This window comes from Paenibacillus sp. 8b26 (assembly GCF_050626875.1).
Taxonomy (GTDB): Bacteria; Bacillota; Bacilli; order Paenibacillales; family Paenibacillaceae; genus Paenibacillus.
Window position 1 is genome coordinate 5,286,276 of record NZ_CP192445.1, and the last position, 23,644, is coordinate 5,309,919.

The 23,644-nt window shown below is 47.1% G+C and carries 21 protein-coding genes and 1 other RNA gene; 16 read left to right on the top strand and 6 right to left on the bottom strand.

What is annotated here, in order from left to right; genetic code table 11:
* Positions 1–82: 82 nt before the first annotated feature.
* The 5 genes from ACQ4MX_RS24570 (at position 83) to rnpB (ending at position 3,583) form a co-directional block, all read left to right on the top strand.
* Entirely contained in the window at positions 83–922 is an 840-nt protein-coding gene (locus ACQ4MX_RS24570) for a hypothetical protein (protein WP_431087806.1), read from the top strand.
* Positions 919–1,680 carry a tRNA (adenine(22)-N(1))-methyltransferase gene (locus ACQ4MX_RS24575; RefSeq protein WP_431087807.1) on the top strand — a complete coding sequence of 254 codons (762 nt, stop codon included), beginning with the start codon at positions 919–921 and terminating at the stop codon, positions 1,678–1,680. The genes ACQ4MX_RS24570 and ACQ4MX_RS24575 overlap by 4 nt, the downstream gene beginning before the upstream one ends.
* Entirely contained in the window at positions 1,656–2,771 is a 1,116-nt protein-coding gene (locus tag ACQ4MX_RS24580) for a Nif3-like dinuclear metal center hexameric protein (protein ID WP_044645073.1), read from the top strand. The genes ACQ4MX_RS24575 and ACQ4MX_RS24580 overlap by 25 nt, the downstream gene beginning before the upstream one ends.
* Positions 2,772–2,834: 63 nt before the next feature.
* Positions 2,835–3,107, top strand: coding sequence for a hypothetical protein (locus ACQ4MX_RS24585; RefSeq protein WP_431087808.1), 273 nt, complete (start codon positions 2,835–2,837; stop codon positions 3,105–3,107).
* Positions 3,108–3,184: 77 nt separating this feature from the next.
* Positions 3,185–3,583: RNase P RNA component class A (gene rnpB / locus ACQ4MX_RS24590), an RNA gene on the top strand.
* A 311-nt stretch (positions 3,584–3,894) separates the two neighbouring features.
* Here rnpB and ACQ4MX_RS24595 read toward each other — a convergent pair.
* The 4 genes from ACQ4MX_RS24595 to ACQ4MX_RS24610 form a co-directional block, all read right to left on the bottom strand.
* Positions 3,895–5,115, bottom strand: coding sequence for a PLP-dependent aminotransferase family protein (locus ACQ4MX_RS24595; RefSeq protein ID WP_431087809.1), 1,221 nt, complete (start codon positions 5,113–5,115; stop codon positions 3,895–3,897).
* Positions 5,116–5,648: 533 nt separating this feature from the next.
* Positions 5,649–7,499, bottom strand: a complete 1,851-nt coding sequence (locus tag ACQ4MX_RS24600; RefSeq protein WP_431087810.1) for an ABC transporter ATP-binding protein — start codon at positions 7,497–7,499, stop codon at positions 5,649–5,651.
* Complete coding sequence (locus tag ACQ4MX_RS24605; protein ID WP_431087811.1) at positions 7,492–9,255, bottom strand: ABC transporter ATP-binding protein; 1,764 nt, start codon at positions 9,253–9,255, stop codon at positions 7,492–7,494. The genes ACQ4MX_RS24600 and ACQ4MX_RS24605 overlap by 8 nt, the downstream gene beginning before the upstream one ends.
* Positions 9,256–9,334: 79 nt before the next feature.
* On the bottom strand, positions 9,335–9,745 hold the full coding sequence (locus tag ACQ4MX_RS24610; RefSeq protein WP_134913462.1) for a MarR family winged helix-turn-helix transcriptional regulator: 411 nt from the start codon (positions 9,743–9,745) through the stop codon (positions 9,335–9,337).
* Positions 9,746–10,318: 573 nt separating this feature from the next.
* Here ACQ4MX_RS24610 and ACQ4MX_RS24615 point away from each other — a divergent pair.
* Entirely contained in the window at positions 10,319–11,794 is a 1,476-nt protein-coding gene (locus tag ACQ4MX_RS24615) for a PLP-dependent aminotransferase family protein (protein WP_431091405.1), read from the top strand.
* Between the two features lie 87 nt (positions 11,795–11,881).
* A complete protein-coding gene (locus ACQ4MX_RS24620; protein ID WP_431087813.1) occupies positions 11,882–12,124 on the top strand; it encodes a hypothetical protein in 243 nt (80 codons plus the stop codon).
* A 59-nt stretch (positions 12,125–12,183) separates the two neighbouring features.
* Here the strand turns inward: ACQ4MX_RS24620 and ACQ4MX_RS24625 are convergent, their stop codons facing one another.
* A complete protein-coding gene (locus ACQ4MX_RS24625; protein WP_431087815.1) occupies positions 12,184–14,067 on the bottom strand; it encodes a S8 family peptidase in 1,884 nt (627 codons plus the stop codon).
* A 185-nt stretch (positions 14,068–14,252) separates the two neighbouring features.
* On the opposite strand from ACQ4MX_RS24625, the gene ACQ4MX_RS24630 reads away from it, so the two are divergent.
* The 6 genes from ACQ4MX_RS24630 to thiI all read left to right on the top strand — a co-directional run bounded on the left by ACQ4MX_RS24630 (position 14,253) and on the right by thiI (position 19,067).
* On the top strand, positions 14,253–14,759 hold the full coding sequence (locus ACQ4MX_RS24630) for a YpuI family protein (protein WP_014282470.1): 507 nt from the start codon (positions 14,253–14,255) through the stop codon (positions 14,757–14,759).
* A gap of 187 nt (positions 14,760–14,946) precedes the next feature.
* The gene (locus ACQ4MX_RS24635) at positions 14,947–15,174 is read left to right on the top strand and encodes a DUF1540 domain-containing protein (RefSeq protein WP_134913465.1); all 228 of its coding nucleotides are present in this window, start codon (positions 14,947–14,949) and stop codon (positions 15,172–15,174) included.
* A gap of 45 nt (positions 15,175–15,219) precedes the next feature.
* A complete protein-coding gene (locus ACQ4MX_RS24640; protein WP_431087817.1) occupies positions 15,220–15,615 on the top strand; it encodes a hypothetical protein in 396 nt (131 codons plus the stop codon).
* A gap of 226 nt (positions 15,616–15,841) precedes the next feature.
* On the top strand, positions 15,842–16,537 hold the full coding sequence (locus ACQ4MX_RS24645; RefSeq protein ID WP_431087818.1) for a lytic transglycosylase domain-containing protein: 696 nt from the start codon (positions 15,842–15,844) through the stop codon (positions 16,535–16,537).
* A gap of 153 nt (positions 16,538–16,690) precedes the next feature.
* Positions 16,691–17,839 (top strand): cysteine desulfurase family protein, encoded by a 1,149-nt coding sequence (locus ACQ4MX_RS24650; protein ID WP_431087819.1) that lies wholly within the window; start codon positions 16,691–16,693, stop codon positions 17,837–17,839.
* 1 nt (position 17,840) lies between these two features.
* Complete coding sequence (gene thiI, locus ACQ4MX_RS24655; protein ID WP_431087820.1) at positions 17,841–19,067, top strand: tRNA uracil 4-sulfurtransferase ThiI; 1,227 nt, start codon at positions 17,841–17,843, stop codon at positions 19,065–19,067.
* A 112-nt stretch (positions 19,068–19,179) separates the two neighbouring features.
* On the opposite strand, the gene ACQ4MX_RS24660 is transcribed toward thiI, so the two are convergent.
* A complete protein-coding gene (locus ACQ4MX_RS24660) occupies positions 19,180–19,866 on the bottom strand; it encodes a TerC family protein (RefSeq protein ID WP_223264089.1) in 687 nt (228 codons plus the stop codon).
* 250 nt (positions 19,867–20,116) lie between these two features.
* Between ACQ4MX_RS24660 and ACQ4MX_RS24665 the strand changes: the two genes are divergently transcribed.
* The 3 genes from ACQ4MX_RS24665 (at position 20,117) to typA (ending at position 23,529) form a co-directional block, all read left to right on the top strand.
* On the top strand, positions 20,117–20,776 hold the full coding sequence (locus ACQ4MX_RS24665) for a TerC family protein (RefSeq protein ID WP_431087821.1): 660 nt from the start codon (positions 20,117–20,119) through the stop codon (positions 20,774–20,776).
* Between the two features lie 125 nt (positions 20,777–20,901).
* Positions 20,902–21,393, top strand: coding sequence for a hypothetical protein (locus tag ACQ4MX_RS24670; protein ID WP_431087823.1), 492 nt, complete (start codon positions 20,902–20,904; stop codon positions 21,391–21,393).
* Between the two features lie 294 nt (positions 21,394–21,687).
* Positions 21,688–23,529, top strand: a complete 1,842-nt coding sequence (gene typA, locus ACQ4MX_RS24675) for a translational GTPase TypA (protein ID WP_431087824.1) — start codon at positions 21,688–21,690, stop codon at positions 23,527–23,529.
* The last annotated feature ends 115 nt before the right edge of the window (positions 23,530–23,644 follow it).

Sequence of the window (23,644 nt, forward strand, 5' to 3'; positions counted from 1 at the left end):
GTAACATTGCGGACCTTCTGCGGCTTGGAGCGCGCAGAGGGTCTTTTTTTATCCCATGGCAGCCTTGGTGGAGGGGAAAAGCTTGGACCAAGAGAAAAAACGGGCAATACTGTTACATGAAATTGAGCATTGGCGGCGAAGTCGGCTGCTCCCTGAGCAATATTGCGATTTTTTGTCTAATCTCTATCGAGAGGACGAAAATCCGTCACAGAGCCAAAGCCACAGTAGCACCGGGCTACTTACATATCTTAGAAACGGGCATGGAATCGCCTGGCTTCTTGGTTTTGTCATTATTTCCTGCATTTGTTTGATCGGTTTTTATTTTACCGCTTTTCCGTTGCCAATGCAAATATTCTCGGCATGTGCAGTAACCGGGATCTGCTATGGAGTAGCTGCAGTTTGGCGTTCTTCAGAAAAGAGCATGAGCGCTATGCTGAGTATCTTGGGCAGTGTGATTTTGCTGGGTTCAGGGGTATGGATTATTCAGCTTCATCAGGGTGAACCTAAGTTTTGGTTTCTGGTTCTTGTCGGTCTGTGCGGGCTGGTATGGTGCCTTGTGGGCTTAACCTTGCGTATCATCTTGCTTCACTATTGTGGCTTTATTGCACTGCTTTTGGTATATGCAGTTCTTATAGGGCGTTACTGGTCTGCGGCTTCTCACGTGATGCTGGAGGGATTTTGGTTTTTGCATGCAGCATTGCTGGTATGGTTAAGCTGGTGGGTGCATCGCCGCTTTTCACGTCTGGCTTCGGTCTATTTTGCTATCGGAATGACATTGGTTTTCATGCCTGAAGCAGACATGATCGTGCTGCGTCATCAAGCATCGGGTGATGTTGTATTGTACGGCTTATTGAAGTTGGCTATTGTTGTAGGAATTTTATTTTGGACTCGAAAAAAATGGATTACGTGGGTGACGTCATGAAGCTTTCTCAACGATTACAATATATTATGGAACAAATTCCTGCCGGGAGTAGATTAGCGGATATTGGCTCTGACCACGGACTGCTCCCTGTGGCCGCGGTACGTAGCGGTCTGGTAACCCAAGCTGTGGCAGGCGAAGTCAATGATGGGCCGTTGCGTGCGGCTCAAAAGCAGGTCGCTGAAGCGGGTCTGACTGATCGCATAACCGTTAGAAAAGGCGACGGCTTGGCCGTAATTACAGCCGATGAGGTTGATGTTATTACGATAGCAGGCATGGGCGGTGCCTTAATTGCTTCCATTTTGGAGCAGGGGAAAGACAAGTTGGATTCAGTGAAGCGGCTTGTTTTACAACCAAACGTAGGCGAGGATATTTTGCGCCGATGGCTGATCGAGCATCAATGGGTATTGACAGGCGAGTATATTATGGAAGAAGACGGAAAAATATATGAAGTTTTGACGGCTGTACCCCTGTCGGATAGCCTTGTGAAGCAGGACGAGCTATACCGACCGTTAGCTCTTTCCAGCAGCCCACTAGTATTGACGCAGGAGTGGCTGGAACAGCTTGGACCGTTGCTGGTCAGAGAGCCCAATGAAGTCTTTTTCCGTAAATGGAAGCTAGAAATTCATAAGCTCCAGAACGTGCTTGCACAGTTGGCGCGGTCAGAGCAGGAATCGGCGCAGCAAAAGCAGGAGCAATTACGTAAGCAAATTGAACAGCTAAAGGAGGTACTTGCATGTTTGCCAAAGGACAAACGGTAATTAGCTATATGGAACAGCTGGCTCCAAAATATTTGGCAGTTCCGGACGACAGAATCGGGCTTCAGCTTGGCAGCCTGCAAAAGGAAATCAAAAACATACTGGTAGCTCTGGATGTCAATGATGAGGTTGTTGAAGAGGCGATCCGTGTAAAGGCCGACCTCATTATCGCCCATCATGCTATCATATTCCGTCCACTCAAAGCATTGAATACGGATCAGCCCGCAGGCAGATTGTATGAAAAGCTGATCAAGAACGATATTGCCGTCTACATCAGTCACACGAATCTGGATACGGCAGAGGACGGTATGAATGACTGGATGGCCGAAGCTTTGGGCATTCAAAGTGAAGGTACGCTGGAGGATGTCCACACGGAGCAATTGTTCAAGCTCGTCGTTTTCGTACCGAAAACACATCATCAACGGGTGTTGGACGCTGTGCTGGGTGCGGGAGCCGGACATATCGGCAATTACAGCCATTGCAGCTTTAACATTGATGGCTATGGAACATTCGTGCCGGGTGAAGGCACACAGCCGTTTTTGGGTGAGCCGGGTAAAATGGAACGCAGCGAAGAGGTACGCATAGAGACGGTTGTGCCACAGGGTGTGCGCAACAAAGTCGTTCAGGCGATGCTTAAAGCTCATCCTTATGAAGAGGTAGCCTATGACCTGTACCATATGGATTTGCAGGGCCGCACATTTGGCCTGGGACGGGTGGGGAAGCTCAAGGAAGCCCGCACGTTACGCGAGTTTGTCAATGATGTGAAAGAAGGCTTCAACGTTGAGCATGTACGTGTAGTGGGCGACCTGGACCGTACAATCAAAAAAGCAGCTGTACTCGGAGGCTCTGGCAGCCGCTATGTGAACAAGTCGATTTTTAAAGGGGCTGACGTATTAGTAACGGGTGATATCGACTATCACACGGCTCAGGATGCCCTTATGGCTGGCATTGCCATCATTGACCCTGGTCATAACGCAGAGAAGATTATGAAGCCTAAAACCGCAGAATGGATGCGCAAACGGTTGGAAGAAGGCCGATACTCTACGGAAGTACATGTATCTGAGGTCAATACCGAGCCTTTTCAATTTTTGTAAAAGCTTAACTTCTATGAGAAGATGAAGTGTTTTATAACTTTTAGTTCATAGAGGAGAGGTTGTATGCGAACTTTAATTGCTGATCCTGCGATCCATGCCTATCCGGGGATGGTGGCTGTTGTTACTTCCCGCCATGACGGTGTGCAGAATATAATGTCCTCTGGCTGGCATACATATATCGGATCATCACCGGGCATGTATGGCATCTCGTTGCGGAAGGAAACATATCCTGATATTAGTAAGCTTGATATTCCGTTATACGTGGGTCGTTCTACTTATTTTGTGGCAGATGATACGTTACAAAAGAAGGTACACCCGTTTTATTTGAACAAATAAAGGAAGCTCTCAAATTTACAATATTTTTAGGGTTGTGTCGAGCGTGCGTTCCCTGTATACTATGTAATGTTGTTCGGAAAGTTTAACAGACAATCGCTGGCGGTGTGAACCGCGAGAGGAAAGTCCGGGCTCCATAGGGCAGGATGCTGGATAACGTCCAGTCAGCGCGAGTTGAAGGATAGTGCCACAGAAATGGACCGCCGATGGCCGTTTGCGGCACAGGCAAGGATGGAACCGAGGTGTAAGAGACCCCGAGGAACGCTGGTGACTTCGTTCCTGGTAAACCCCATCTGGAGCAAGACCTAATGGGACACAGCTTCTTCGCGAAGCGGCCTTAGCCCGAGGCGTGTCTAGGTTGGTCGCTGGAGCCGGATAGCAATATTCGGCCTAGATAGATGATTGTCGCTTGTAGTGGGAGGGTAGTTCCCGTCTGAACCACGAATAGCACAGAACCCGGCTTACGGAAAACTTTCCACACTGCAACACCTTAAAATGTATGATGTTAACCTTTTAAATGACTGTTTGCATGAAAACATGGAATCCAAATGTATTTAATGAATTACAAAAAAAGGTCAAGCCATATTCCTTTGGGAATCAGGCTTGACCTTTTTTGTATACCGTATTTTAGCAGCGTACGTGTATGTTTAGGTCTATTTCATTCTGTTTTTTTTATCTACTCATTCCCCATACTGTAAAAACGTTAAGGGATGAGGCACGTAGTCAGCGTAGCGGAGCATTTGAATCTGGAGAAGCGCAGCGTTCTCGCGTGGGTGCCTGAAAACCTTCATCAGCGCACGCTTTTTTCCAATCTTTCCTCTGTATACATCTTCAATGCCCGATCCAAACGTTTAACCGCTTCAGGAAGCAGTGAAGGATCGGTATGTGTGAAGTTAACCCGCATATGATTGCTGCCGCTCAGATCAGCATAAAATACTTGTCCAGGCACAAATGCGACCCCTTCCTGAATGGCCAGTTCCAGCAAGCGATCGGAACGGAAGCCTTCGGGTAAAGTGACCCACATAAACATGCCGCCAAGTGCATCATTCCACGTAATGCCTTCCCATTGACGTTCTTTCATCAGCGTTGTGAGGCGTAGCATACGAGAGTGATATTCGCTGGATACGGTGCGAATATGTCCATCCAAATCAAAAAAGTCCAAGAGCTCATTTAAAGCACGTTGATCGATACTGCTGGAGTGCAGATCAGCAGATTGTTTGGCCTTCGAGACTTTATTGACAATCGCTTGCTCAGCAACCAGCCATCCAGAACGAACACCAGGAGCAACGGTTTTGGAGAACGTAGAGGTGTACATGACATGACTGTCTCCACCTTGCTGCTGGTCAATGGATAAAAGGGTAGGGAAGTTAAGGTTTTCGTCAAATTTAAGACGTCCGTAAGGATCATCCTCAAAAATCAAAGTTCCGTATTTACGGCATAGCTCAACAACGCCTACTCTGCGTTCCATGCTCCATACACTCCCCGATGGGTTGGAGAAAGTTGGGATGACATACACGAATTTAGGCTGATATTCCTTGAGCTTGGCTTCAAGATCATCTAATTGCATACCGTTGGAGTCTGTATTTACACTTATAATGTTGGCGCCGTAGGACTTGAACACCTGAAGGGCCGCTAGATAAGTAGGGGATTCCACCAATACAATGTCCTGTGGATCGAGCAGAACGCGTGAAACCAGATCGATAGTCTGCTGTGAGCCCGTCGTCATGATGATGTTATCTCTGGTGACGGAGATGCCTTGGGATGCCATTATGGTTGTAAGGCGTTCCCGTAGAGGAATATATCCATCGGTTAGACCGTATTGAAGCGCGGTAGTACCGCCCAGACGGAATACCCGCTCATAGGCTTGAGCAACGGCTTCGATGGGAAAAAAGGCATCGGCCGGAAGACCACCTGCCAGGGATAACACTTCTGTTCCCTGTGTCAGCTTCAAAATGTCCCTAACGATGGACGAGCCCTGAGTACGAGCCATACCAGAAAATTTATATTCCAATCCAATCATCTCCTGTGTTCTATACTGTACTATGAAATTTATTGTATTATAACAATAATGAAGTATAACAGTAAACGTCTGAATATAACAGTTGAGTGGTCTAATGGAAAGCCGAAAAAATTCCTGATCCCAAGAAGAAATTCGACCATACAATCACTATCGCGTAAATCTTGCTATTATTCAGCGCAAGCTTGAAATGCTTGGTTTCTCGCTAGAAGGTTACACTGGTAATGATCCGGTTAATCACATGTGCATAAAAATCAGCAAAGAAAAGTTACCCACAATTCTACATGGAGCTTTCTTACAAAACCTAACACGTTATCGCATAGACGATAATATGGCTTTGGAAATTCTAGCAGCTATGAAAAAACATAATAAACAAGCTGATCCGCCAAACATCGGACAGCTTTTGAGCACACCAAAAACGTGTCTGGATCGCCCTTCGCAGCGATCATCCAGACACGTCTCTCTTTTACTCTAATATGCTATTAGTGACTACTATCATGGTTTTTCAAATAGGGAATGGTTATTTTTTAGGATGCATGTTCAAACTGACTGTTGTATAGATCGGCATAGAAGCCGCCTTTAGCCAGCAATTCCTCATGGTTACCCGTTTCGATAATGTCACCGTCCTTCATGACCAGAATCAGATCGGCGTTCTTGATCGTCGAGAGGCGGTGGGCAATCACAAAGGAGGTTTTCCCTACAGTCAGCTGGTCCATCGCTTGTTGAATCAGCAATTCCGTACGCGTATCGACCGAGCTTGTGGCCTCATCCAGAATGAGCATGGGTGCATCTTCAATCATGGCTCTTGCAATGGTAATCAATTGCTTTTGACCGGCAGAGAGATTGGCTTTGTCGTCCAGCATCGTATCATAGCCCTGCGGCAGTGTTTTAAGGAAGCTGTGCAGCCCCACCGCTCTACATGCGGCTTCCACCTGTTTATCGGTAACATGTTCTTTGGAAAAGGCAATATTCTCACGGATCGTTCCTTCAAACAGCCAGGTATCCTGCAGCACCATACAGAATAATCGATGAATATTCTCACGTGTTAATTGGCTGATCGGGTTTCCGTCAATGTAGATTTCCCCGCCGTTCAGCTCATAGAACCGCATGAGCAAATTCACGAGCGTCGTCTTACCGGCGCCTGTCGGACCAACAATGGCAATTTTCTGACCGGCTTCAGCTTTCATGGAGAAGTCTTTGATAATCATACGGTCTTCGTTATAACCGAAACGGACATGTTTGAATTCGACATCCCCTTTGGCGTTGTCCAGCTTCTTGGTCTTGTCGCTCTCATCTGCCAATTCTTCTTCACCCAGAAATTCGAATACACGTTCACTGGCGGCAGCCGCCGATTGCAGATTGGTTGCGGCCTGTGCCAGCTGTGACAAGGGCTGTGTAAACAGACGAATATACACCATGAAGGCCACAATGGTTCCGATCGTTATAGCATGTTGGTTCACCAGCAAAGCGCCCACGACACAGACCGCAACATAACCGAAATTCCCGATGAACATCATGACCGGCATCATTAGGCCAGACATGAACTGGGATTTCCATGCATTTGTATATAAGCGGCTGTTAATGCCATGGAACTCTTCCTTGGCTGCTTTTTCTCCGTTATATACCTTCACTACGTTATGACCGGCATAGGTTTCTTCGATATGACCGTTGATCTGGCCAAGTTCCGCTTGCTGTGCTACAAAATATTTCTGTGAATGCTTCATAATCACGGTCATCAGGGAAAAACCGATCAGCGTAGCTACAATCCCGGTAACGGTCATGATCCAGTTTGTATACAGCATCATAATCAAGGCGCCCACGAAGGTTGCCAGCGCGCTGACAAGCGTACCGAGACTGTTGTTTAACGTTTGCCCGATGGTATCGACATCGTTGGTCACACGGCTGAGCACATTACCGTAGCTCGTAGCGTCAAAATACTTCAAAGGCATATGATTGATTTTTCGGGAGAGCTCTGTCCGCATCTTCTTTGTAAGACGCTGTGACACGGTTGCCGTAATGAAGCCTTGGAAATAGTTAAAGATAAGACCCAGACCATACAAAAGTGCCAATACAAGAACAATCTTCTGGACAGCACCCACATCAACCCCTGTTACGATTCCTTCCTGGATCAGATTGGCAATATCGCTGAGCTTATCCGGGCCAATTACGTTGAAGATGGAACCTGCCAGAGCAAGCACCATAGAGAGCATAACCATAGGTATATAGGACTTGCTATAGGATAAGAGCTGTTTGAGGGTCTTTTTAAAATGATTCGCTTTTTTACCAGCATCCATGTCGCCCGCAGGATCTCCACGCAGGGGACCTCGTTGTTTCATTTTCATGCTCTGGTTGCCTTCGGTGTGTTCATTCTTATCCATGTACGAGTTCCTCCTTTGAAAGCTGCGAATAAGCGATCTCCTGATAGGTGCTGCAGTTCGCCATCAGCTCATCATGTGTTCCGCTCCCTACAATCTCACCCTGTTCCAGTACGATAATTTGGTCAGCGTCCTTAATGGTGCCTATGCGCTGAGCAACAATGAGTGTGGTAGCATGGTCGGTTTCTTTTTTGAGAGCCGAGCGCAGAATTCGGTCTGTTTTGTAGTCCAGTGCTGAAAAGGAATCATCGAAGATATAAATCTCCGGCTGACGGTAGATGGCACGAGCAATGGACAGACGCTGCTTTTGACCGCCTGATACGTTCGTTCCACCTTGTGAAATCCGCCCCTGATACTGACCGTCCATTTTTTCGACAAATTCCGTGCCTTGGGCAATCCCTACGGCTGCCTGGATGAGTTTCTCCGAAGCCTCTGATCTTCCGTTATCGCCGTACGAAACGTTGGATGCCACTGTACCGCTGAAAAGCACGGCTTTCTGAGGGACATACCCGATTTTGTTATGAAGTGCATGCTGGTTATAGTTTTTGACATTGACACCATTCACGAGCACTTCTCCCTCGGTCACATCATAGAAACGGGGAATCAGATTGATTACGCTGGTTTTACCGCTGCCAGTCGCGCCGATGAAGGCAACTGTCTCACCCCGTTTCGCCGTAAAGCTAATATCGCGGAGCACGGGCTCCTCGGCGTCCGGATATTTGAAGCTGACATTACGAAATTCCACCTGTCCCATAACGCCTTTTTCTCCAGCCGTCTCATGCCCGTTCATGATGATGGATTGGGTGTTCAATACCTCCATGATCCGTTTGGCAGAAATCGAAGCGCGAGGCATCAGGAAGAAAATCATACTAACCATCATAAAGGCCATGACCACCTGCATCGCATAAGAAGAGAATACGACCATATTGGAGAACAGCGCAATGCGGTCCGGCACGGCCGCCCCGTTAATCAGGTAAGCGCCGATGCAATAGATAGAGACACTCAGACCCGACATAATAAAGGTCATACCCGGGCCAATCATCGCCATTAACCGATTCGCAAACAGGTTTGTATTCGTCAATTCGATGTTGGCCTGCTCAAACTTTTCCTCCTGATACTGATCTGCATTATAAGCGCGCACCACCCGAAGTCCAGTCAAATGCTCACGTGTCACCCTGTTCAGATTATCGGTGAGACGCTGGATTCGCTGGAAACTGGGGAGAGCGAAAATAACAATAACACTTAGCATCAGGATCAAAACAGCCACGGCCGCTCCTGTAGAGGCGGTCCACTGCCAGTTTTTATCCGCAATCTTCACAATAGCCCACACGGCCAAAATTGGTGCCTTGACGATCACCTGCAGTCCCAACGCAACGATCGTTTGAATCTGGGTAACATCGTTCGTGGTGCGGGTGATGAGGCTTGCCGTCGAAAAGCTGTTCATCTCTTCCATTGAAAAGGACAAGGTCTTATCAAACACCATCGCACGCAGACGCATGGCCAGCCCTGCCGCCACCTTCGCCGCGAAATAGCCAACAATAATAGATGCAATCATACTGCCGACTGCACACAACAGCATGTAACTGCCGGGAATCAGCAGTTCCGACATAGGCGTTCCTTCCCTTTGCAGCTTGGTCGTAATTTCTGCCATATAATCAGGCAGCTTCAGATCAAGCCAAACCTGCACAACGATGAAAGCCAGGCTGCAAAGTACGAGCATCCATTCATTTTTCTTGAGATATTTGAATATCTTTAGCATTCTGTTGCTCTCCTTTTATCTGAAAATCTTAGGTGTTTGGTGCAATTTGATGCACCCTGCATGCGACCTGCTTAGGAATTCAACTTTTAGAGACAATAAGCTTAATGAGTCGGATAAATTCTTTGGCATCCTGTTCGTCCAGCTTGCGAAGAATGCTCTCGGTCCATGCGATTCCTTCATTATACTTATCAATCATAAATTGCTTGCCTGAATCCGTAATGAATACAATCACCTTACGTTTGTCGGTGACATCGGTACGGCGTACAACCAAACCTTTCTTCTCCAGGCTCTTCAGCGCCGTTGCTACCCGTCCTGTACTGACGGACAAGTATTCGCTCAAGTGGCCCGAAGTAACCCCACCCTTATTGAAATTCAGACAGATGAGAATCCCCATTTCACCACGTGAGTAGTGCCCTTGCTCCTCTAATGACGGTTTGTGCTTTTTGACAATATACTCGAATAGTTCTGTCGCTAATGTCTTATAATCCAATGGTCACAACACCTTCTAGCTTTTATCTTATACTATAAGATAATAATGACGCCTGGGTAAAAAGTCAATTCGAGAAAATATGGAATACAAGAAGCATCCATGACCATCTTCACGGGAATACATTGAATACACAGCTTTAAGTGTCAAACTTGTACTTCCATCGATTTTGCCCATACAAAAACCCGCAGCCTTCCGAACCGACAGGTTACGGTTGTGTTATGGATAGGAAACAAATAAAATCACAGGAACGTTATCATGCTTATTTTGAAAATAACTGCTCTGCGTCATTCAGCGCCATATGCTGGCAATGATGCGACAGAAAATCTGAATGTCTGTCTGGATGCAAAGGTGGATTTTATCATCAAGCGCAACCTGCGTCGCGAGCAGCCCGAAACCTGGCTGGCTATCGCCAAACAAGACGGTATGTGCTGCGAGGAACGCGACGGCAAATGCGTTTATCTGGGATCGATGATCTGGGAAAACAAGAAGCTCGTTCGGCCGATGCGCGTCGTCTACCAAGTGATTGAATGTTATAATGGAAGCCGATGGTCAGATCCTGAAGGGACGATTCCGATGCATATTGAACTCAGCCGCAATAGCAGTGTCAAATTATATCTACAGATTGCCAAAACATTGGCGGACCGTATCCAATCCGGACTGCTGCCTCAGGGTACAAAGCTTCCCTCTGTCCGCCATTTGTCTAGTCTGCTTTCGGTTAGCCCTGTAACTGTAAGCAAGGCGTATGCAGAGCTGGAATCCATACATCTTGTGGTGTGTACACAGGGAAAGGGATGCTATGTAGCCGAGCCTTCTGTATCTTCGCATCGTGAGGAAGCGCTGGATTTATCTTGGCAAATGTCGCTGATAGATTACTTGCCGCGTGCACAGTTGTGGAGAAACTTTAACCATAGCCGACAGGTTCCCTATTCCTTTCATATTGCCGCAGTTCAGCCAGAGCTTCTTCCCACTCGTGAAATCATTGATGATACCCAACGTCTATCCTCCGAAGATCCCGATGCGATGGCTGTTTACGGCACCTTCGAAGGGGATGTAGAACTGAGGGAAGTATTTGCAGCTCACCTGAGCGAACGTGGAATCCGTACTGCAGCGGAACATCTACTTGTGACAAGCGGTGCCCAGCAGGGGATTGATCTTGTGGCGCGTACGTTCGTTGGCCCCGGTGACATCGTCTATATGGAGGCTCCTACATATACGGGTGCGATTGATGTATTTACCAGCCGTGGTGCTAAGGTGGTCATGATTCCGATGGATGAGCAGGGCATGCGCATGGATATTCTGACACACCTCTGTGACACTCATCCTCCCAAGCTGATCTATACGATACCTACCTTTCATAATCCTACTGGAATAACCTTAACGACGGTCAGACGCATGCAACTTCTGGATCTGGCGCAAAGTTATCATTGTCTGATCGTCGAAGATGATCCGTTTTCTGATCTGTACTACAAAACAAAGCCTCCGCTTCCCATTAAGGCGCATGATCTGTCCGGACATGTGATTTATATTAAAAGCTTCAGTAAAACCGTCGCTCCCGGCTGCCGTATCGCTTGTGTAGTGGCTACAGGAAGTGTGCTGGACCGCCTTGTGGCAGCCAAGTCAACTACGGATCTGGGAAGCCCTTTGTTGACGCAAAAAGCATTGTTACCTTTCATCAGGCATCGGCTGGATAACCATCTCGTCTCGTTAAGAGATCAAATGCAGGACCGTCTGACCACTGCTTTGCACACACTCCAGCGCTTTGCCCCTGCAGAAGTCACCTGGCAAGCACCTGAAGGTGGTCTTAATATATGGATAAAACTCCCGCCTGCTGTTGATATCGCAGAGCTGGGACGATTAGCTGATCGTGAAGGCATATCCTTTTTACCAGGAAGGGTATGTTATGCAGGTGGTATGGAAAGTAATCATATTCGTATTTCCTTTTCATACACGGCCAAGGACACACTCGAAGCAGGATTGCACAAGTTATGCCGCTTGCTGGGAGAACTGCTTGACCGCTCGGTCATCATGGAACGAAGGCCTATTTTGTAAGGATATTTGTAATAGGGGTTAATCATCCAATCACAGGGAACCCCTTTGTAATATGCTGTACTAATTCACCGAAAGGAGTTGCACATTATGAGTCATTGCCCTAACGAACCGATCGTGTGCCCGCCGATCCAATTTGTAAATCATCAATTTTTCCCACAAGTGGTGCCTGTAGTTCATCCGATTGAAATTATCAACCAAGCGCACATTATACCTGTACCACACCATGTATTCCCAGTGACTGTAAAAGACCCTTCTGATCCTTGCTGTCATACCCTCAGTCATACTCGCAGTAATGGCATGCGTCAGGTACGTAGCAGCTCTAAACGCTAAGGGATTACAAACAAAGCAGCCATGGACTGTACATGGCTGCTTTTTGCAAACGGAATCTTTTACGTTTCCAGCATCTTCAAAAGGGATTTGATCTTGTCACTCAAATGCTGTGGATAGAACTGTAAAGGAACATACGGACGTTGAGCTGCTTTCAACGCCTTATATACGTCGATTTGGCCATATCCAAAATATTTGTCATGCCCTGGTGTACCCAAATCAATCACACTGTGTCTCATTAAATCCATAACCTCTTTGTTCGTCAGGTCGGGGTTGATGGAACGGACAAGGGCCGCGAGCGCTGATACATGCGGACTGGCCATCGAAGTGCCTGAGAGGGCGGCATATTGGTTCCCCGGATACGTGCTTGCTATGCTTGCGCCGGGGGCCATAACATCAACATAATCTCCATAGTTGGAAAAAGAAGCCCGGTGCATGGACGCATCTGTGGCAGATACGGCAAATACTTCCGGATAGGCTGCGGGATAGCCTGGCCGTTCCGTATTATCATTTCCCGTGGCTGCGACTAATACAACATCCTTGTCATAGGCATATTTAATCGCATCGTGTAAAAATTCAGCTTGTGCATAATTACCGAGGCTCAGATTAATGACCTTGGCTCCATGGTCTGCAGCCCATATAATACCCTCTGCCACGGAATAAGTGGTCCCGGACCCGGATTGATCGAGTACCTTGACAGGCATGACCTTGTTATACCATGTCATGCCGGCAACTCCCTCTCCGTTGTTCACGAGCGCGGATATGATGCCGGCAACATGCGTTCCGTGACCAACGTCATCGTAAGGTTTTTCTTTCGGGCTGACTACGTTGTGTCCCGGGAGGATCTGGCCCTTCAAATCAGGATGGTCCATATCCACTCCCGTATCCACGACGGCTACGACGACATTTTTGCTGCCTTTGGATAATGCCCAGCCGCGGTTGGTTTCGGTGGCTGGCAGATTCCACTGATAGCGGGAGAAGAGCAGGTCATTCGGAATAGAGACATCCGACGCTTTTACGGGTTTCTTTTCATTCGTCAGATACATGTAGTGAGGTTCTGCATATACCGGGTTCCACTTCTGCGAGAAATATTGCTTTAGCTCTTTGAAGTTCATGTTATTCGAATGAAACACATACGTATAACCGAGCTTTCGGCCTGGCTCACAGTTCAAATCTGCTGCGATCTCGCGCAATTGCCGTTGATCAGGATTGTGGCGGAAGCGAACGACGATTTCATTTTCAAAATAATGGCTCGCATTTTCATTGTCATGACCCGTCTTGACGGTAATATCATGCAGTGTGTCGGGATGTACTGATTCGATTTTGTAGCTGCCTTCCTTCGGATAGGGGATCAAGCGCAGGTTTTTGCGCTGATGCTTTTCCACGTCATGAAGCACTTGCTGGCTGACCAGCGCGGCAACGCCGTATGTTCCGTCAGTCGCTGGCTCTGCCATGACAAAATATTTTCGACCCTCGACCTGAAAGGCTGCGGATTCGTAAGATTTGTTTTGCAGGACGGAACGGCGAGCCGCTGTCAGACTGTTTTTGACTTGAGCATCATTAAGCAGACGGGATTGTGTCTTCCTGCCTGTGTAGGTTGTGCTCTTCGCGTCACGTGTATTGATCCACTGTAGCGTGTGAAGATGACTGTGTGACTGCTGAAACTTGCGAGCAAAATGCTTTTTCTGATCATTGGTTTTACCATTCAGTTCACGCATTACGTATTCAATATCCTGTCTGGCGTCCATGCGAGTGATGGTGTCTGTAGCGGACAAGTCCAAAGCCAACATTCCTTTTTTGAGCTGCTGTTCCTGCTGTGGCACCATTTTTGCCGTATATTCGGGCTGTGGTGTGTGGCGGTGATCTCGGGAAGGCAGCATCAGGGTGATGACAAGCACCCCTGCGGCTGCTCCGATCAGGGGTTTTAACCATTTTTGCCGAGACATGGGACCGTCCTCCTTGGGAGTTTATGAATTTATGATTAGCGTGAGAAGGTTGGCATGTTTTTATACCTTTCAATCCTTATTTGTGTTAGGATAAATACTGAAAATTACAGCTCTTTCGGTTAGAAGGATCTATTTTCGGGTAACCAAATTGATGAACAAGCAACAAATAAGGGGGAGCTGCATTGATGTCAGCAGTCAACGTACAAAAATTATGTGAGTCGGCGCAGGAGAAACTGAAATCTGCCGTGGAACGGGTGGAAGCATTTCTTAATGAGCATGCACTGCCGGAGCTGGCTGTGGATCGCAGTGAGGAGTCGGTACTCTTTTACAAAGGCTTTTTGTCAGATCTCCGCCATGTCCTTGTTTTTTCCGAAGTATCTTATGAAAAGCTGGGTGTGGCTTTGCGCCGTGCCAACTTTGACGTCGATTTTGCGGAAAAGGCATTGTATAACGTTTACCATGACTGCGTGAACAGCTTTTTTTATCCCAAAAATGAATCTTACGCAGAGGACGGACGCTACGCTTATACGGGACAAGATGCTATACGCTTCCGTAAAACGCCAGTAACGCCTGCCCGCGAAGTGATCATGGACATTACGAAAAATTTTGAAGAATTGCGCGATGATCTTGCTTATTATGAAAGTGATTATTTGACCCAGCGCCGGATGCAGACTCGCCGTACACATGCATAAGTATCTAGCCCGGTGATTTTTTCAATTAAAAACAATAACAAATGAGACAAGCAAGTCGTTTCCTGTTTGCTTCCTGCCAGTGTGGAGGAGGTGCCGGAAACGGCTTTTTTCGTATGTCACCAACTGCCATATGCCGTGGCGCATAGGTGAACGATACCGGGGGGACAATGAATTCGAGGTGATGATCATGAGCCAAGAGGCCAAGCCAATAGTCAAATGCAGCGTAGCCAATTGTCATTATTGGGGAGAAAACAACTTGTGCAAGGCAGATTTGATCATGATAGAAATTGACAGTCACGCCGGGAAAAAATTTAATGAAGAATATGCGGGCGAAAGCTTCAGCTCAGTCGAACGTGACCAGGCTGCAACTTCTGCAGCAACCTGTTGTCACACCTTTAAACCAAAGTCTCTGTAACAATCCATCCCGCGAATCATTACGTAATTGGAGGTGCAGTGTATTATGGAAGATCATGAAACTGATAAGCATCGAGACGAAGAGAATTTTAGCCGCGACCGTGTGGATTATCCACGTCGTATTCAAGAACGCTCTGCCAAGCGTCGCAACCATCAAGAGGAATATGCGGCTGAGGTAGCTCCCGGCTCACCAGCCGTGACTCGGCATAAGGACAAGGATGAGCAGCATGTCATAAGCAAAAGTGGACGTATCTCAGGCTATATCGGTCTAGCCGCAGGTATTGCCGCACTGTTTATGTGGTCTATTGTGCTGGGGCCTATTGCTGCAGTGTTGGGTTTTTTTGCTTATGTAAATGGGAACAAAACAACAGGTATTTGGTCGATCGGGCTGGGTGCGCTGGCGACATTAAGCTACTTTGCTTTTATTCCGTTTGTACGTTGATTCCATGAAGGCACGAAAAACCGGGTAATCGCTTGCCTTTCCAAGTAGAAATGATTAAAGCGATCTGTCTGCATCAAGTCAGTACCATGAAGCTCCGCTGTCATTTCGACAGATACGGAGCTTTTTTTCGTTAAAAAGTATGGCAGTACATAACAAAACGTTGTATCATAAGCAGTAATGATAGGCTGTTTGGGATATAACAACTAAAGAAAGTTGGGAATACCACATGCAAATAGATCCGCGCGTGTCCAAATCCATAATCGATACGCAGTTGTTGAATAATATAAGTGCTACAGCACAAACGGGAACAACGGATGCTTTTTCCGGATTGCTCGAGCAGGCAGGCCAGTTGGAGACAGATGATGCTGCAGCTCGTGTCAATTCAGGGGACGTTACAAGGGATGAAAATGGTTTGCTCTGGCTCCAATTGGGACCATCGAGAGGGGCAGCTTCGCCATTGGCGGTATATCCTTCTTCCAGCACAGCAACCGATGGGCCAACCAAACCTACGGCTTATGATGATCTAATTAACGAGGCCAGCAATAAATACGGGGTTCCGGTGTCGCTGATTAAAGCGGTCATTGATACGGAATCTTCGTTTAACCCGCTGGTCACTTCTTCAGCCGGAGCCAAAGGACTTATGCAGCTTATGGATACTACGGCCCAAGGATTGGGAGTTAGCGATTCGTATGACCCTGCACAAAATATTGATGCCGGAGTTCGTTATTTGTCTTACCAGATCAAACGCTTTAACGGACAGGAAAATATGGCCTTGGCAGCTTATAATGCGGGGCCCGGACGGGTACAGCGACTGGGCGTGAATAGTGACGAGCAGTTGATGGCTGTCTTGGACAAGCTTCCAGTAGAAACGCAAAAGTATATTACCAAAATTCAGAACGCACGTGAAAAATATACGATTTAAGCCCTGTAGCTTATAAAGAAAAACAAAATTTTAATCAGACAGGTCCGCAGGCAGGATCAATATGGGGAAAGGGTGTCACTGTGTAATGCAGTGACCTTTCCCTGTTTTGGTCTTTTTTTGTTGTAGAGGTTGCAGGGCAGAAAGGGGAGCTCCATGAAATATTTTGATTATGCAGCGACAACTCCGCCTTTTGAAGAGGTGATTACGACGATTGCAGAGGTGATGAGACGCCACTATGGCAACCCGTCCTCAATGCATCGGTACGGGGAAGATGCGGATAAGCTGCTTAAACGTTCCCGGGAGGTTTGTGCTACAGCTTTGGGCGTACATCCGGCGGAGATTGTGTTCACATCCGGGGCAACGGAAAGCAATAATCTCGCTATTAAGGGAGTGGCCTTGCAGTATCAGGCCAGAGGCAAGCATATCGTTACAGTATCAACGGAGCATCCGTCTGTGTATGAGGCTTGCAAACAGTTGGCAAAAGTGGGATTTGAGGTTACATTTCTGCCCGTTGATGCGGAAGGGCATGTCAGTGCAGAGCAGGTTTGTGCAGCTATCCGCAAAGACACGATTTTAGTCAGCATTATGCATGTCAATAATGAGACGGGAAGGGTGCAGCCGCTACATGATATCGGAGCCGCGCTGAAGGAACAGTTCCCGCGTGTACTGTTTCATGTTGATGGTGTGCAGGGCTATGGAAAGCTTCCGGTAGATATCCGGGGCTGGAAGGCTGATTTGTACAGCCTGTCCGCACATAAGCTGCGCGGTCCCAAAGGAGCCGGACTGCTTGTGGTTCGGGAAGGTGTGGAGCTTTTCCCACTGCTTAGCGGAGGCTCTCAGGAGCAGGGATTTCGTGCCGGTACGGAAAATGTTCCGCTGCTTGTCGGCATGTCCAAGGCAGTGCGGCTGGCGGGAGAATGGCAAGCAGAGGCGGCGCAGCGTATGACTGCTTGGAGAGATCGGGTAGCCGCGGAAGTGAAGACGATCCCCCAATTGCGGCTGAATAGCGGGGAGGAAGCACCGCACATTGTCCATTTTTCGTATCCGGGTATGAAGGCAGAGGTGCTGCTGCATACGCTGGAGCAATTGGGCTTTGCGGTATCGACTCAATCGGCTTGTTCCTCCAAATTAGCCGAGCCTAGCCGGATTTTGCTGGCGATGGGTCGAAATGATGCGGAAGCGTCTGGCGGCATTCGGATCAGCTTCGGGGATGAACATACGGAACAGGATATTGACGAGCTTATTCTCGCGCTTCGCCAGGCTGTGGCGCAGTTGGAATCCCTTGAAAGGTGGAAACGTTAAAATGAATTATGATATGTTGTTGCTTCGCTTTGGTGAATTTACATTAAAAGGGAAAAACCGCGCCCGTTTTGAAAAGGCGGTACTGAATCATGTGAAGCTGTTACTCAAGCCGTTTCCAGGCGCTTCTTTGCGTAAGGAATTTGGACGGATTTATGTAGTTCTCGGAGGAGAGCCTTATGAGCAGATCATTCAGGTGCTACAAAAAGTCTTTGGTATCACCACCATCAGTCCTGTTAAAATGGCTCCTGTTGAGCTTGACACGATTATTGAGACCTCTGTAGCCTTGATGCGTGAGTTGAACCCAACGGAAGGAACGACTTTCAAGGTAAATGCCCGCAGGGTGTGGAAGGGATTTGCCCATTCCTCTCATGAGATGAATCATTTGATCGGTTCGCCGGTACTGCGCGAGTTTCCAGTGTTAAAGGTCGATGTCCGCCAACCGGATATCGAGCTACGGGTGGAAGTCAGAGAGCAGGCGGCTTATATATTTAGCGATATTATTACGGCTGTAGGAGGCTATCCGTTAGGTACAAACGGCAAAGCTATGCTGCTACTCTCGGGCGGAATCGACAGTCCGGTAGCGGGATGGTCCTCCATGCGCAGAGGATTGGAAATCGAATGCGTCCATTTTTACAGCTATCCATTTACAAGTGAGCGTGCGAAAGAAAAGGTTATTGACTTGGCGAGGGTATTGGCGGGTTACGCGGGACGCATCAAGATTCATCTTGTACCCTTTACTGAGGTGCAGACGGCTTTTACACGTACCGGACAGGATAATTTGATCATCACACTGATGAGACGGTCTATGCTGCGTATTGCAACGATGCTGGCGGAGCGTGAAGGGGCGCTGGCGCTAGTGACGGGTGACAGTCTCGGCCAGGTAGCCAGCCAAACTTTATCGAGCATGAATGTGATAGGTCGTTCGACGGAGTTACCGCTGCTGCGACCTCTTGTGATGATGGATAAACAGGAAATTACGGAAATAGCCAAGCAAATTGGCACATACGATTTATCTATCCTGCCGTATGAGGATTGCTGCACGTTGTTTGTTCCCAAATCTCCAACGACTAATCCGAATCTGTGGGTTGTTCAAAAGATTGAAGCCTCTATTCGGGATTTAAATACGTTGATTGAGCAGGCCGTGGCTACAACGGAGACTGTTGTTCTTGAGGCTGATGGAGCTATAGAGGGACGTCAAGAGGAAGTTGTAAAAGAGAATTGGTTTTAAAATCTTTTATGATGTTACGTATAAGGATATATAAAAAGGCAGATCCATCGACTATTGTCGGGTCTGCCTCTTTTTAGATTAGAGATAAGATATACGAGGTTTTTCTTAGGAATTATTTCAAAACAGCTTTTTTTCGACTGGATATGGCTCTGCGGTTTTGAAGATAGCCTGTGAGCAAAATACCAACCATCACTGAGGCAATAAACAGGACACGCAGCGCGGGGTGTGCGGTAAAGTATGGCTCCAGCTTGCGTTCTTCGGTAATCATATTGGAGGCGGTATAGCCAAGCACAGCCGAGCCCAAATAGATGATCCATGGGAATTTGTTAATAAGCTTGATGAAAAGAGTGCTTCCCCATACGACAATCGGCACGCTGATCAGCAGACCGAGCACCACCAGTATCAAATGCTGCTGGGCAGCGCCTGCGACGGCGATCACATTGTCCAGTCCCATGGCTGCATCAGCTATAACGATGGTGCGTATAGCGCCCCATAAACTCGTGCCGGCTTTGACTTCGGCGTGATCCTCCTGATCTACCAGCAGCTTGTATGCAATCCAGATCAGCATTATTCCTCCGACGAGTAGCAGCCACGGCACTTGAAGCAGCCAAAGCACGACAATCGTGGCGGCTATACGAATGAGTAGAGCACCTCCGGTACCGTACAGTATCGCTTTTTTTTGCGTTTCGGGCGGTAGCTTTCGGGCGGCAAGCCCAATTACAATAGCGTTATCTCCTGCAAGCAGAAGGTCAATAAATATCACATTAAGCAGTAGCCAAAAAAACTGAAATCCGGACATGTCAATCGTTCTCATCTCCCTGATTAAACAACCTAAGTTCAGTATGCTCTGTTTATGATTAATACCCGTTTTCCGGAAATACGATTCATTATATTGCTGTTTGCTAATCATTTCAAGGATTATGCTCAACAAATCAGGTGTTGATTTTTAATAAATTATGGATATGTTTAATAAAATTATTAGATTCCTCGGTGTACAAGCATACCCTCGTCCTATTTCGCATACAAGTAGGATGGGGGTGTTTGTACACATGGAGCATATCATTTTGCTGTTGAAAATATTAATGATCAATTTGGTGTTAAGCGGTGATAATGCGGTTGTTATAGCCATGGCGAGCAAAAACTTGCCTGCAAGACAGCGGAGCCAAGCAATATGGTGGGGGGCGCTCGGCGCAGTTGCCCTGCGCTGTGTGTTGACTTTTGCAGCTGTCATTTTGCTAGGCATACCCTTCATTCAGGCAGCAGGTGGTCTGCTCTTGTTATGGATTGCGTTTAAGCTGCTTTATGAGAATAACGATAATATGGGAGTAAGAGCAGAAACGACCATATGGAAGGCTATACAAGTGATTCTGGTAGCGGATTTTGTGATGAGTCTGGATAACGTATTGGCTATTGCAGCACTTGCAAATGGAGACATTGCGATCATTGTCATCGGTATTGCGATTAGCATTCCAATTGTGGTGTGGGGAAGCAACGTTATTGCAGTCTGGCTTCATCGTTTCCCTGTACTTGTTCTACTCGGATCTGCAATACTGGCCTTCACGGCAGGTGAAATGCTACTGCGTGATCCCAAACTGGGAGCATGGTTAGCCGGGTCTGGGGAAGTTTTACATTCATGGTTACCGGGATTACTGGCCACCGTAGTTGTAATAGCAGGATTATATCAGCAGTTGCGAGCCCGCCGCATTTGAACGTAGTTTTTTTGGAAAACATCGGCTAAACTATACATAGGGCTTTTGCAAGCCGGGGAATCTACACTTGAAAACATTCTTATTAAGAGACCAAAAAACAAATCCAGCAAATAAAGGAGACCACGATGAATTCCGGAAAAGAGCGTATGATCGGATTGGGCATCATTGCCGTAGGACTGATTATTTTGTTAGGAAAACTGGGGGTCTTCTCCTTTTTGGGACAATACTTCTGGCCCTTGCTGATTTTAATACCTGGTATTATATTGCATGCGATGTACATGATGCGTAAGGTTTCTCCCATTATGCTACTGCCGGCCGGGATTTTGTCGGTGTACGGTTTTTTATTTTTTCTCTGTAATACATGGGGCTGGCATCTGATGGCCTATCTATGGCCTTTGTTACTGCTGGGTGTGGCGGTTGGATTATGGGAATATGCTATTAATGATGTAACTCTGCCTCGCACTGTATATACAGGGAGCATGATTTTGGGACTAGTTTCGGTACTTCTACTGATTATTAGCATGTTGAGGACCGGAATTATTTATGTTTTTGCAGTTGTATTGATCGGTGCAGGGATATGGCTGATGGTTAACAATCGTACCAAACGTAAATGGTGAAACGACAAGCATTGCAAAATTTATGGCGGTAAATTACGGAACAGCCAATAATGTCTTGCTTTATGACATATTTCAACTATAATATAATGGATATGATAAGAGCGTCGGAATGTTTTCTGACGCTTATTTTAAGGTTTTCATGCGAATCGGAAAGAGAAGCTGCCTGCACAAAGCCTGAAATATACAGAGGGCTGGCAGGGAGCTGGCCTGAAGAACGATTGTTAGCCTTGGATAAGCATTACTTTCAGGATAGAGACACTATTTTGATATACGGAAAGGATATGGATACAAACCATGCATGCAAGAGAGAACATTCGCAATATTGCTATTATTGCCCACGTCGACCACGGCAAAACGACGCTTGTCGACAAGCTTCTTCAACAGTCCGGAACATTTAGAGACCACGAGGCTGTTCAGGAGCGCGCCATGGACTCCAACGATCTGGAGCGTGAACGCGGTATTACGATTTTGGCTAAAAATACAGCTATTACGTACAAAGATTACCTGATCAACATTGTGGATACACCGGGACACGCCGACTTTGGCGGCGAAGTGGAACGGATTATGAAAATGGTTGACGGTGTTTTGCTCGTCGTTGATGCTTACGAAGGTTGTATGCCGCAGACTAAATTCGTACTGCGTAAAGCGTTGGAGCAAAACCTCACGCCAATCGTTGTTGTTAACAAAATTGACCGTCCGGCAGCTCGTCCGGCCGAAGTTATTGATGAAGTACTTGATCTGTTCATCGAGTTGGGTGCGAATGATGAGCAGTTGGAATTCCCTGTTGTTTATGCTTCAGCGCTGAACGGAACATCCAGTCTGGATGCCGAAAAGCAAGACGATAACATGCAGGCATTGTACGAAACCGTTGTGGATCACATCCCCGCTCCAACGGAGAAAGTAGATGAGCCTCTTCAATTCCTCGTAACACTGATGGACTATAACGAATATCTTGGCCGCATTGCAGTTGGCCGTGTAAACCGTGGTATTATCAAGCAAGGACAAGCGGTTACGGTTATGCAGCGTGACGGCAGCAGCAAATCAGCGCGTATTGAGAAGCTGTTTGGTTTCCAAGGTCTGAAACGGATCGAAACCGATCAAGCGGGCGCTGGTGACATTGTGGCTATTGCAGGGATCAAGGATATTAACATTGGCGAAACGATTGCCGATCCAAATCATCCTGAAGCTTTACCTGTACTGAAGATTGATGAGCCAACGCTGCAAATGACCTTCCTGGTTAATAACAGCCCATTCGCAGGTCGCGAAGGTAAGTGGATCACATCCCGTAAACTGCGCGAGCGTCTTCTGAAAGAACTTGAAACGGATGTCAGCTTGCGTGTTGATGAAACCGAAAGCCCGGACGCATTTATCGTATCTGGACGTGGTGAGTTGCATCTGGGTATCCTGATTGAAAACATGCGTCGTGAAGGTTATGAGTTGCAAGTGTCCAAACCGGAAGTAATCGTGAAGGAAATTGATGGCAAGAAAATGGAGCCTATCGAACGTCTCCTCATTGATATTCCTGAAGAAAGCATGGGCGCAGTTATGGAAAGTCTCGGCTCCCGTAAAGCTGAAATGGTCAACATGATTAACAACGGCACCGGACAGGTTCGTTTGGAATTCCTGATCCCTGCACGTGGTCTGATTGGTTACACTACGAACTTCCTGACTTTGACTCGTGGTTATGGCGTAATGAACCATGCGTTTGACAGCTATGGTCCATTTGTTGGCGGTCAAGTTGGTGGACGTCATCAAGGCGTACTCGTTTCGACTGAAAATGGAAGCACTACATTCTATGGAATGATGGGTGTAGAGGATCGCGGTATTCTGTTCCTGGAGCCGGGTACTGAGATTTATGAAGGTATGGTCGTCGGAGAGCATACACGTGATAACGACATCGTTGTTAACATTTGTAAAGAGAAGCAATTGACGAACGTTCGCTCTGCAACAAAAGACGATACCGTAAAACTTAAAACGCCTCGTATCTTCTCTTTGGAACAGGCGCTCGAGTATTTGAATGATGATGAGTATTGTGAAGTTACACCGAATGCCATTCGTTTGCGCAAAAAGATTTTGAACAAAAGTGAGCGCGAGCGTGCAGAAAAACAGCGTAAAACAGCACAAGCAAATTCGTAATTGATTGGATTGGTTTGGGCCACAGCGGCGACGCCCGGCAACGGGATGCGCCGCTGTATCTGTTTTAGGATTGTAAACTTGGAGAAAGCTTTATTTCTCAAAACGCAGGAAAAGG

Bases quoted from the DNA above. Each gene is read 5' to 3' on its own strand.
- ACQ4MX_RS24585 (WP_431087808.1), top strand. From the start codon at position 2,835: ATGCGAACTTTAATTGCTGATCCTGCGATCCATGCCTATCCGGGGATG.
- ACQ4MX_RS24630 (WP_014282470.1), top strand. From the start codon at position 14,253: ATGTCAGCAGTCAACGTACAAAAATTATGTGAGTCGGCGCAGGAGAAA.
- ACQ4MX_RS24620 (WP_431087813.1), top strand. From the start codon at position 11,882: ATGAGTCATTGCCCTAACGAACCGATCGTGTGCCCGCCGATCCAATTT.
- ACQ4MX_RS24665 (WP_431087821.1), top strand. From the start codon at position 20,117: ATGGAGCATATCATTTTGCTGTTGAAAATATTAATGATCAATTTGGTG.
- ACQ4MX_RS24615 (WP_431091405.1), top strand. From the start codon at position 10,319: ATGCATATTGAACTCAGCCGCAATAGCAGTGTCAAATTATATCTACAG.
- ACQ4MX_RS24635 (WP_134913465.1), top strand. From the start codon at position 14,947: ATGAGCCAAGAGGCCAAGCCAATAGTCAAATGCAGCGTAGCCAATTGT.
- ACQ4MX_RS24640 (WP_431087817.1), top strand. From the start codon at position 15,220: ATGGAAGATCATGAAACTGATAAGCATCGAGACGAAGAGAATTTTAGC.
- ACQ4MX_RS24650 (WP_431087819.1), top strand. From the start codon at position 16,691: ATGAAATATTTTGATTATGCAGCGACAACTCCGCCTTTTGAAGAGGTG.
- ACQ4MX_RS24670 (WP_431087823.1), top strand. From the start codon at position 20,902: ATGAATTCCGGAAAAGAGCGTATGATCGGATTGGGCATCATTGCCGTA.
- ACQ4MX_RS24600 (WP_431087810.1), bottom strand. From the start codon at position 7,499: ATGGATAAGAATGAACACACCGAAGGCAACCAGAGCATGAAAATGAAA.
- ACQ4MX_RS24575 (WP_431087807.1), top strand. From the start codon at position 919: ATGAAGCTTTCTCAACGATTACAATATATTATGGAACAAATTCCTGCC.
- ACQ4MX_RS24645 (WP_431087818.1), top strand. From the start codon at position 15,842: ATGCAAATAGATCCGCGCGTGTCCAAATCCATAATCGATACGCAGTTG.
- ACQ4MX_RS24660 (WP_223264089.1), bottom strand. From the start codon at position 19,866: ATGTCCGGATTTCAGTTTTTTTGGCTACTGCTTAATGTGATATTTATT.
- thiI (WP_431087820.1), top strand. From the start codon at position 17,841: ATGAATTATGATATGTTGTTGCTTCGCTTTGGTGAATTTACATTAAAA.
- ACQ4MX_RS24625 (WP_431087815.1), bottom strand. From the start codon at position 14,067: ATGTCTCGGCAAAAATGGTTAAAACCCCTGATCGGAGCAGCCGCAGGG.
- typA (WP_431087824.1), top strand. From the start codon at position 21,688: ATGCATGCAAGAGAGAACATTCGCAATATTGCTATTATTGCCCACGTC.
- ACQ4MX_RS24580 (WP_044645073.1), top strand. From the start codon at position 1,656: ATGTTTGCCAAAGGACAAACGGTAATTAGCTATATGGAACAGCTGGCT.
- ACQ4MX_RS24605 (WP_431087811.1), bottom strand. From the start codon at position 9,255: ATGCTAAAGATATTCAAATATCTCAAGAAAAATGAATGGATGCTCGTA.